Source organism: Mesorhizobium sp. B2-7-2 (assembly GCF_006440775.1).
Taxonomy (GTDB): domain Bacteria; phylum Pseudomonadota; class Alphaproteobacteria; order Rhizobiales; family Rhizobiaceae; genus Mesorhizobium.
Window position 1 is genome coordinate 19,802 of the sequence record NZ_VFTZ01000042.1, and the last position, 9,597, is coordinate 29,398.

General features: G+C 58.2%; 7 protein-coding genes and 2 pseudogenes. 7 read left to right on the plus strand and 2 right to left on the minus strand.

The window, feature by feature from the left end; all coding sequences use genetic code 11:
• Positions 1 to 297: 297 nt before the first annotated feature.
• The 5 genes and pseudogenes from FJ425_RS30450 to FJ425_RS30470 all read left to right on the plus strand — a co-directional run.
• On the plus strand, positions 298 to 1,575 hold the full coding sequence (locus FJ425_RS30450) for an FAD-dependent oxidoreductase (protein WP_084016100.1): 1,278 nt from the start codon (positions 298 to 300) through the stop codon (positions 1,573 to 1,575).
• Positions 1,576 to 1,998: 423 nt separating this feature from the next.
• A complete protein-coding gene (locus tag FJ425_RS31755; protein WP_318013090.1) occupies positions 1,999 to 2,739 on the plus strand; it encodes a hypothetical protein in 741 nt (246 codons plus the stop codon).
• A gap of 147 nt (positions 2,740 to 2,886) precedes the next feature.
• Positions 2,887 to 3,882, plus strand: a complete 996-nt coding sequence (locus tag FJ425_RS30460; RefSeq protein WP_064994928.1) for a succinylglutamate desuccinylase/aspartoacylase family protein — start codon at positions 2,887 to 2,889, stop codon at positions 3,880 to 3,882.
• A gap of 731 nt (positions 3,883 to 4,613) precedes the next feature.
• Positions 4,614 to 4,993 (plus strand): annotated as a pseudogene (locus FJ425_RS30465) (IS3 family transposase); the annotation flags it as partial.
• A 42-nt stretch (positions 4,994 to 5,035) separates the two neighbouring features.
• Positions 5,036 to 5,718 (plus strand): annotated as a pseudogene (locus FJ425_RS30470) (transposase); the annotation flags it as partial.
• On the opposite strand, the gene FJ425_RS30475 reads toward FJ425_RS30470, so the two are convergent.
• Both FJ425_RS30475 and FJ425_RS30480 read right to left on the minus strand, forming a co-directional pair.
• Positions 5,654 to 7,144 (minus strand): recombinase family protein, encoded by a 1,491-nt coding sequence (locus FJ425_RS30475; RefSeq protein ID WP_224656313.1) that lies wholly within the window; start codon positions 7,142 to 7,144, stop codon positions 5,654 to 5,656. The pseudogene FJ425_RS30470 and the gene FJ425_RS30475 sit on opposite strands and share 65 nt — an antisense overlap.
• Positions 7,134 to 7,331: a hypothetical protein gene (locus tag FJ425_RS30480; protein ID WP_064994942.1), complete on the minus strand. Its 198-nt coding sequence runs from the start codon at positions 7,329 to 7,331 to the stop codon at positions 7,134 to 7,136. Before FJ425_RS30480 ends, FJ425_RS30475 begins: the two co-directional genes overlap by 11 nt.
• A gap of 834 nt (positions 7,332 to 8,165) precedes the next feature.
• Here FJ425_RS30480 and FJ425_RS30485 point away from each other — a divergent pair.
• Complete coding sequence (locus FJ425_RS30485) at positions 8,166 to 9,050, plus strand: 3-keto-5-aminohexanoate cleavage protein (RefSeq protein WP_064994923.1); 885 nt, start codon at positions 8,166 to 8,168, stop codon at positions 9,048 to 9,050.
• Between the two features lie 44 nt (positions 9,051 to 9,094).
• The coding region (locus FJ425_RS30490) for a hypothetical protein (RefSeq protein WP_140727825.1) at positions 9,095 to 9,597 on the plus strand (503 nt) is incomplete at its 3' end.

Below are 9,597 nucleotides of genomic sequence, written 5' to 3' on the forward strand. Positions count from 1 at the left end.
AGTGGCGTTCGGTAGAACTAAAGTGGGGAGCGCCCGCGCGGCTGGTAGCGGTGTCTGTGCCGGCACGACTCTTGGGAAAAACTGTACCAGCGGCCATACCTGGATTGCCACGTGCTCGCGTAGCGATTTTCGATAGTCATTCCGGCATTTCGGTGAGCCGATCTTGACATAGAGACCACCCCATCGATCCGGTCATTGCCTGTGTTCGTGCTCATACTGCTCGCCACCCTGGCCTCAATCCGCCCAAGCGGCTCAAACAGCTTCCAGCCGAAATGGATGCTTCTATAGGACCTCTCAATGAGCGACGTAGCTGACATTGTAGTCGTTGGAGCAGGAATGGTCGGGGCGGCGACCGCGCTCCAACTCCAGAGGCTTGGCCGTAAGGTCATTTTGGTTGATCGGCGGGAACCTGGATCGGAAACTTCTTATGGCAATGCAGGCGTTATTTCTGGCTTGAATATTCAAATAACAATCCCCAGGGAACCTCTGCAACTAGCGCAGCTTCTTCTGAACCGAGTACCGTATTTCCGTCAGAATCTATTTGCCCTTCCAAGCAATCTACCCTGGCTGTGGGCATTTTGGCGGGCGTCATCGGACTCGAATTTGTGGCGTATTGCCTTACAGTCTCAACCACTCTTCTCGACCGCGATTGCTGAGCACTTGTGCCTCGCGAGTCTATCACGTGCGTCTCACTTGCTGCACGATGTGGGATACCTTTCAATCATTCGGGACAAAACAAAGCTCAGTACAATCTCACGCGATAAGCGTTTAGCGCTTGCTTGTGATTATCCGTTCAGAATTATCTCGACGGAGGAGATAGCCGAACTGGAACCCTTTGTGAAACCAGGTGCGGCAGGAGGCCTGTATTGGCCCGGCACATATCATACGCCGGCTCCCGACCAACTTGCCAAAGCCTATGCGGAAGCGCTTGTGCGTTTCGGCGGTGAGTTCCGGCAGATGTCCGTCACCAATCTCGGGCGGCACAAAAGCGGTGCCTGGGATGTAGAGTCATTGAATGACACAATTCAGTCACGCAATGTCGTCATATCGGCAGGTCCATGGTCAAAGGGACTCCTGGAGCCACTCGGCTATAACTTGCCACTCGGCTCCAAACGAGGATATCATCTTCATTTTCGACCAAAAGACGGCGCGCACTTGACTCGTCCGGTAAAGGACGATGAGTATGGCTTTGTGCTTTCACCTATGAACCAAGGCATCAGACTGTGTGTTGGTGTGGAGCTGGATCACTTTGACGCGCCGGCAAGGGATATGCTTGTGCAAGGAGCCATTGGTCCTGCAAGAGAGCTATTCCCGATCGGTGAATCCTTAGACTCTACGCCCTGGCTTGGACGTCGGCCCACTTTTCCTGATCAATTACCGATGATCGGTGCAGCTCCTAACCACAAGGGCCTATGGTTTAATTTTGGCCACGGTCACTACGGTCTCACCCTTGGGCCAACTTCTGGAAAGCTGCTCGCTGAAATGATGGACAACAGAGTGCTCTCCATGGATCCAGTTCCTTTCGCGCCTCTTCGCTCGTTCCGACCGAGCGCCGCTCTGAAGTCAACGGGATAAGAATGTGGCCCCGTCGCGTCGTCGGCAGAACCGGCGGCACGTCGATGCGTCCGCGGAAAGCCGAAACGCGCGGCGCTTGGCGGATTTGCCTCGCTTGGCCCCTTCCACCCACGGAGGCGCCTCCAGTCGAACTCGCCGCGCCCGGTGCATCAGGCTTGCCTCGGTCAGCACGTCCGGTTGCTCTGTTAAGTGGCTAGCGAATCCGCAAAGCCATGATCTGGGCCAACGGAGAGTGGCAAGCTGGTAGCCGACAGAAATTCTTTGATCAAGCCGAAAGGATCAATATCAGAGGTAGCGATTGGAGAACGACTGAAGAGCCGCGGGGTACCCGCGAAGCGAGAAGAAGAAGTTTAACGGAACGGCCACAATGCCGCTCAAAGTACAACAGAACGTAAGGAACTTCGCCAGCTTGGAAGCGAACCCTTGAGTTCATTCTTTGGTGCTTCAACCATGATGTTTCAAAACCGACGTGCACTTGGAATTCTTGAGCTTGATGAAGGCGTGCAAGCCGAGAGTTCTTCGCTAGATCCGCGGCCCGGCGGCTTACTGAGCCCAACGACCTTTGATCACCCAATCGTGACGGAGCTCGTGGAGGGAGCATGGCCGGATATGGTCATTCGTGGTTACCCGTCGCTCGAAGGCGCGTGCGTGGCAGCCGCCACACGCTTGGTCGAACGAGGGGCAGCCGTGATTTCCTCTGACTGTGGTTTTTTCATCCGACATCAAGAGGCGGTCGCCGCTGCCGTCAATGTTCCCGTTGTGATGTCTAGCCTGCTCTTGGTTCCAACCTTGCTGCGACAGCTGGCGCATCCTCACAAGCTTGCCGTGGTGACCGCTGATTCAAGACATTTCGGGGAAGACCTGCTTAGGCTCGATAATCCGAGAGATCGGGCGAGGGTGGTCATCGGCGGCGTCGAAGGCGGCGAATTTCTCCGCAACGCTTTGATGCGTCCTGCAATCCGAACCGAAGTCGATCAGATTGAGAAGGAAGTTACCGCCTGCGTCACGCATCTTCGTGCTGAGCATCCTGAAATCGCAATGCTGCTGATGGAATGCACGGGGTTCCCTTATGTCACGAACGCACTCCGCCGCCATACGGGGCTACCCACCTATGACATTACGAACCTATGCCGGCTATCGCTTGCGGCCGTTTGCTCAGACTAACCTGTCTTCGCAAAGCGTTGCCTGGACGATTCGGGCGAAAGAGTAAGTCCATCGTGCGGTTAGATCCCTACAATATAAAAACTGTATTTGACGCAGCGAGAGTGAACCCCTAGCGTTCGCTATTTGGGTGCATAAGGTCGGCTGACAATGAGCGAAACACCATACCTGACGTTTGATCTCGACGCGCCTGGCATGTCCACGGGACATCTTGTTGTCCCCAAAGGCAACGACTGCGAAGCTATTTCGCTTCCGGTCTTCTGCCTCAATAAAGGGGAGGGACCGCGCCTCCTTGTCACTGGCGGAAATCACGGCAACGAATTGCAAGGGCCAATCCTGGCACGACGGCTTGTTGACTGGCTGCCCAAAGCGCAAACCTGTGGAAGCGTCATCATCGTACCGATGCTTAATCTGCCGGCGGTGCAGGCATGGAGCCAAAACTCGCCAATCGATGGCTTGAATCTTAATCGAGTGTTTCCCGGCCGCGCCGTCGGATCGATAACTGAACGCATTGCCGATGCGGTTTCGCGCCTGTTGTTGCCAATGGCCGACACGGTATTCGATTTGCACAGTTTCGGGCCGACATGGGATTTTCCACCAGCAGTCGTCACGCATCCCATTGGTGATGTGGATCTCATGGCCAAGACGCTTCAATTGGCAGAGGCATTCAAATTACCCGTGACATTGCTCTGGGAACACCCCGACACAAATGGAATGTTCGACACTTGGGCGCATAGCAAAGGCAAGGTATTCATTTGTACTGAATTCGGCGGCGGCACGGTCAGCTCCGAAGCGCTGGGGATCTATGAAAGCGGGCTACGCAACGCCCTAATCGCGCTCGGACTCGTAGAGGGAAAGGCCGAGTGTCCGACTTTCCGTCAACGGAAAGCCAGCAGGACACTTGAAACGCTCTTGTCTGACGAGCTGAAATCGCCGGCCCGCGGCATCTTCGAACCTCGCTGCTCCGTGCTGGATGAAGTGAAGCAAGGAGATCTCTTAGGGGTCGTTTATCCCGTGGAGTCACTGTCGGCTGATGCGATCGATATTCGCGCTCCCACTACGTCTGTCGTCTGCGCTGTAAAGTCTGGAATCCATGTCGACGTCAATCAAATGATAGCGATCCTTGCGAGGCCGCTCAAACCCTGAGCCTCAGTGCTGCACATCGATGAAAAATCAGCCGAGAATACTTGCGAGGGAGCCTTGGAACCGGGCAACCTATAGGAGGGCTCGTTGGAGATGAGACCTCGTCCGGCAACCTCACGAGAATTTTAACCACTGCCGGCTGTAAGGTCGGAGGGGCCAGCCGACGTGCATCTACAGATCGATCGCTGATAACAGGCTCTGGACTACGCTGGATAGGCCGTTTTGCGAACGCTAAGGGCTCAAAAGATAAAGGGTTGGATCTATTGATGACGAAGAGCGCCATGGCGCCGCCAAGACGCAACTTGCCGGGCTCGGCGTCGATTCACGCTTCCGCAGTGCCTATAATGCCGCCGGAATCATTCCTGCCAAGCATATTGCAAAGGCCACCATGGGTCATCAAACGACGCGATATCGAAGATTCGCCTCTGATCGAGTGCGTCGGGCACTTAAGGCGCCCGTCATTACAAGTTCGAAGCAAAAGACCATTGACTATCAATACCGATGGTGGCGTCACGGGCCGAAACGGTCGCCTTCAGAAAGGCGATCCGGGCGAGGGAATTAGGAATCAGCGGTTGAGGGAGCTTGTTCCTACACCCAAATTGCATACCGGAAAGACCTCCGTGACGAAAGCAAAAATCTACATAAATCAATTAGAAACGAGGAAATCAGCCAGCCAATCGCGGCCGATAAGTCTTGCTCGGCCGGCGCCAGACGATCCGGCGGGCCTGCCGGTTCTGAAGTTCGACACGTCGACCTATCACTACAAGTCCCGCCGCCGCGATCAGACCGGCATCGAGGCTCGGCTCAAGGACATTTGCGCGACACGCGTTCGCTATGGCTACCGACGTGTCCACGTGAGCTCATGCGGGAAGGGTGGGACATCAACATGAAGCCGACCTACCGCATTTACAAGGATCTGGGCTTGCAGCTCAGGAACAAAACACCGAAGCGCGAAGCTCCGGGACGGCCGCCAAGAGGGGCCCGAACGAGGTCTGGCGATGGACTTCGTCCACGATCAGCTCGCTACGGGCAAGAAGATCCGCGTGCTGACGGTCGTCGATACGTTCTCCGCTACGTGCCTGTGCTCGATCCCCGGTTCAGCTGTCGGGCCGAGACGTGGTCAGCGCTTTAGCAGGCTGTTGAAGAAGTGCTGGCGCGGCGGCTTTTGTCGTCGGATCACTTCTCGGTGGACGGGACGCTGATCGAGGCCTGGGCTTCGATCAAGAGCTTCCGCCGCAAGGACGGGGACGACAACGGCCCGGATGGAGCGGGGCGCAACGCTGAGCGCGGCTTTCATAAGGAGAAGCGCTCCAACGACACACACCAGAGCACGAGCGACCCGCAGGCGCGGCTCTACAAGAAGGGCGACGGGCAGCCGGCGAGGCTCTGTTATATGGGGCATGCGCTGATGGAGAACCGTCATGGGCTTGCGGTCGATGGTGGCATTACCCAGGCCAGGGGCACAGGCGAGCGTGATGCCGCTCTCGCCATGTTGTATCGCAGACCGTTGCGGCGGCGCATCACACTGGGCGCCGACAAGGCGCCTATGACGTGCGCCAGTTCATCAAGGGCCTGCGCGAGCGCAAGGTCACGCCGCATATCGCCGTCGGCCATCTGAGCAAAACCGGCAAGCCTCAAGTGACGGCGATCGATGACCGCACGAAGCGCCATCCGGGCTATGATGCCAGCCAGCGCTGCCGCAAGCGGATCGAGGAGGTGTTCGGCTGGATCAAAGCCTCGGCCGGCATGGGATGCGCCCGTGTGGGCGCGGCCTTCACCTTGAACTTGGCGGCCTACAATTTGGTCCGCTTGCCCAAGCTGCTGGCGGCTCCGATATGAGTGTCACCGGCCGCTGGCTGATCGTCGCGATGCCGACTATATCGGGCCGTCGCGGCATCATGCGCGGTGATCTTGCTCTCGATCTCACCGACACGGATGAGTGCCTGGTTCCAACGCGCTTCCAGTTCCGCCGCGACCAGCCGGTTCTCGGGATCGGCCGCGTCATATTGCCGGAAGGCCCGGTCGGCGGCGTAGCGGGCAGCTCAAGATCCCGACTGAGGGCGTCCCGGACCTGGTCACGACGATCGGCAGCTTGCGCCTCAGCTCCGGCAGCGGCAGCAATCGCTCCCGGCTCCACGACACGCAGGAGCGCTTCCTCAATCGCATCATCGACGCGCAGTCCCCCAAAGGCGATGCATTGCGGCTCACCATTGTCGAGCAGACCCCGCCAGCAGGAATAGCGCGGAATGTTGTGCTTGGTGCCCGTGTACCGCAGCGTGGGCTTGCGGCCGCAGCGCCGGCAGCGGACAAGCGCGGCAAGCAGAGCGTCGCCATGCTTGGGCGCCCCGTTGTCGCTCACCATCTTGCGGATCGCCTCTGCCCTTTCCCAACTGACATAGCCTTCATGGCTGTGTGGGATCAGCGCCAGCCATTCCTCGCGCGTCCTGCGTCGGATACCTGCTCGAACGGCGGATCGGCCAAATCCCGGCGCGACACGAGTTTTACCATAGGCGTAGGCGCCGCCGTAGATCGGGTTGTCGATCATGCGGTGGATGGTCGCATAGTTCGGCCTGCGCCAGACCACATCGCCGTTGTTGCGTTTGGCGGGCAAATCCAACCCATGCTCGAGGAACCACATCAAGGCCTGACGGGCGCTGCCGAGCTCAGCAACCTTGTCGAACACCAGGGTAATGGATTCCTGCACACGCCGATCAGGATCCTTCTCAAGACGATCGCCGACCTTCGCGAAGCCGACAGGAGCTGCCACGACGAGTTCACCGCGCCGGGCCTTCTCGTAGCGTGCGGAAAGGGAACGCTGGCGCAGAAGATCGAGCTCATACTCGTTGAGGCTCCCCTTCAGCCCCAATAGCAGCCGATCGTTGCCTTGCCGCGGCGCATAAACCGTCTCCTGGTCGACCAGCACGGTGTCGACGACGCGGCACATCTCGATGAGCTGCTGCCAGTCGCGGCTGTTACGGGCAAACCGAGACACTTCTCGCGCCGCAACCGCACCGACCTTGCCGAGGCAGGCCTCGGCGACCATCCGGTCGAAGCCGGCACGCGCGACGCCGCCGGCGGCAGAACGGCCGAGATCGTCGTCGATCGTCTCTACGCGAGACCAGCCAAGCGCCGTCAGGCGATCGCGCATCGCATACTGAAGCATGCTGCTCTCACGATTGTGCAGGACCTGATGGGCTGACGACTGCCGCACATACAGGATCGCTTTACGCTCCAGATGCTGCGGCCCAATCTTCTCATGCATCATGATCCGCGCACTCCCGTTGTACGGCACCCTCGCCGTCGACGTGCCCGAGGATCAGGCTGACCGTCAGCTTCGTCACTGATCGGCGCGTCGCGGCCGGCAGCGCCTGCCATTGCGGCGTCTGCCCCGTGTTGGCGTCGTTCGGCTTCAAGAACAGATCGAACTGGTATGTCGTGGGCTGGCGCGGCATGGACATCTCCCCGATTCGCGTGAGAGCCCAATGCTGCGCCCATCTCCGGCGATTGCGATGGGGCTCCGGTGTCGAGGAGCAGCTTCGCCAGGGTGCCCAGCGCGGCAAGGTCGACGTGCGGAGCAGTCGTGATGCGCCAACTCTTACTGAGGATCCGATCGAACATCCAAGCCGGGACCTCCAACCACCGATCCGAGGCTTGGCCGAAAACGCTACAGCAGAAGACTGCTGCGTCATTCCGATCGATCACTTCGTGAATATGGACTTGGCTACCCACCCAAGGATGCCATCGTAGAGAAGCTCGCGCTCCGGGCCGGTCCCGTGGGTGTTGCGTCGCTGAGTTGTTCAACGAGGTGCGCCCCCATGGCGCAATCGGGCACAAGGTTCCGATCTCGTTGCTCAATCCCGATGGCGCCGTCAGCCCGCCATCGTGAAACAGCCGGAAAACTCCACCTTCCGGCGGTCCAAAGAATGGTATCGGATCAAATCAGCCCGGAAGTTCCAGCCTGGGCGATCCAAAGACGGGGAGCAGCTCAACAAGGAGAAGAGTCCAGCTATGAACGAGGGCTCATCGGGGGCAACCTGACGTCGCCTGATTTCGTTCAAACGCGACGCGCTTTAGATCTCCGACCAGCGTCCGCGCACAGTCATCTCGCATCCAGATGATCGGCGGCGACAATCAATATTTGACCAATACGTGACGCACGTGAAGAATACGCCAGATTTAATGATCGGCCGCCATGCCTATCCTTCCCTTGTGTGACCACTCGGTAGCACCATCGAGTGTGTTGGCGCCAGACTAAACAATTAAGAGATACCGAAATAGGATTTCTGATGTCCCGGAAAGTCATTGTCACCTGTGCGGTCACCGGAGGGGGGGGCGCGGTTCTTGCGAAGCATCCAAATATCCCCAAAACGCCATCGCAAATCGCGGAAGCTGCACTGGAAGCTGCAAAGGCTGGGGCTGCGATTGTGCACATTCACGTCCGTGAGCCTGACACGGGAGCCCCATCAAACCGAATTGAGCTCTATGAACAGGTTGTTAAGAAGCTTAGGGACGCGGCGACGGACGTCATCATCAACTTAACCTGTGGAATGGATGGTGAACTTGAACTTGATTCTTTGAATCCTTTAAAAATAAGGAAAACTAGCACACTTAAGGACGCAATTGGACGCTGCTCCCATGCCGTCAAACTTCAGCCAGAGCTTAGCACCCTAGATTGCGGAACGATGGCTTTTGGTGAGCGGATTTTTGTTGCGCGTATGTCCGATCTGCGACAGATGGCGGCACTCATGCGCGAGGCTGGTGTCAAGCCCGAGCTCGAATGCTTCGATTTAGGCCACATCGAAGTCGCTAAGAAACTCATCTCCGAAAACATAATTGGCAGCCCGCCCCTTTTCCAATTTTGCCTCGGCACAGGTTATGGCGCTCCCGCTGTGCCGAGCGCTGTGCAGGCGATGCGTGAGATTCTCCCTTTTGGGGCAGTCTGGGGCGGATTTGGCTGCGGGGCAGATGAAATGCCGATGGTTGGACAGTTGGTGCCAATGGGTGGGCACGTTCGGGTGGGTTTGGAAGATAACATCTATCTCCGACGAGGGCTGCTGGCATCCAATGCCGAGCTCGTAGACAATGCGGTTGGGATCATTGAGCGCATGGGCGCCAGCGTCGCCACGCCTGCCGAAGCACGGTCAATTCTCGGCGTCAAAAAGCGCGGATGACCGCACTGGGGTATCCCATGCAGCGAACGATGATGGAGGCCAGAATGACGTCGCAAATCGAGAGCTGCCTTGGAATTCTGGGTTTGGAACCTGCCTTGCCACCCGGCGTGACGCCGCCGGCGCCGCCGTCCGGCTCGCTGTTTAGTTCAGCTACTTTCGACTTTCCCGTCATATCAGAAACCGTCGAAGGAGCTTGGGCGGATGTTGTCATGCTGGGCGAACCTGCGCTCCAGCCGGCTTTTGTGACAGCAGCTCGGAGGCTCGTAGAGCGGGGCGCGGTCGTAATCACCTCGGACTGCGGCTCTGCTGTCCGGCATCAGGCGGCGGTGGCTGCGGCTGTAAGCGTCCCGGTCGTAATGTCCAGTCTGCTCCTAGTGCCGACGCTGCTCCGCCAACTGCCCCCCAAAGCCAAACTCGCTGTCGTCACAGCTGATTCACGAGTGTTTCGAGATGATTTGCTTGGGCTCAGTGATCAGGCCGACCGGGATCGGATCGTCATCGGCGGCATTGAAGGCGGTAAGATTTTGGAAAACGCGTCCATGCGTCC

Coding starts and splice junctions, on each gene's coding strand:
- FJ425_RS30450 (WP_084016100.1), top strand. CDS start 298: ATGAGCGACGTAGCTGACATTGTAGTCGTTGGAGCAGGAATGGTCGGG.
- FJ425_RS30460 (WP_064994928.1), top strand. CDS start 2,887: ATGAGCGAAACACCATACCTGACGTTTGATCTCGACGCGCCTGGCATG.
- FJ425_RS30475 (WP_224656313.1), bottom strand. CDS start 7,144: ATGATGCATGAGAAGATTGGGCCGCAGCATCTGGAGCGTAAAGCGATC.
- FJ425_RS30480 (WP_064994942.1), bottom strand. CDS start 7,331: ATGCCGCGCCAGCCCACGACATACCAGTTCGATCTGTTCTTGAAGCCG.
- FJ425_RS30485 (WP_064994923.1), top strand. CDS start 8,166: ATGTCCCGGAAAGTCATTGTCACCTGTGCGGTCACCGGAGGGGGGGGC.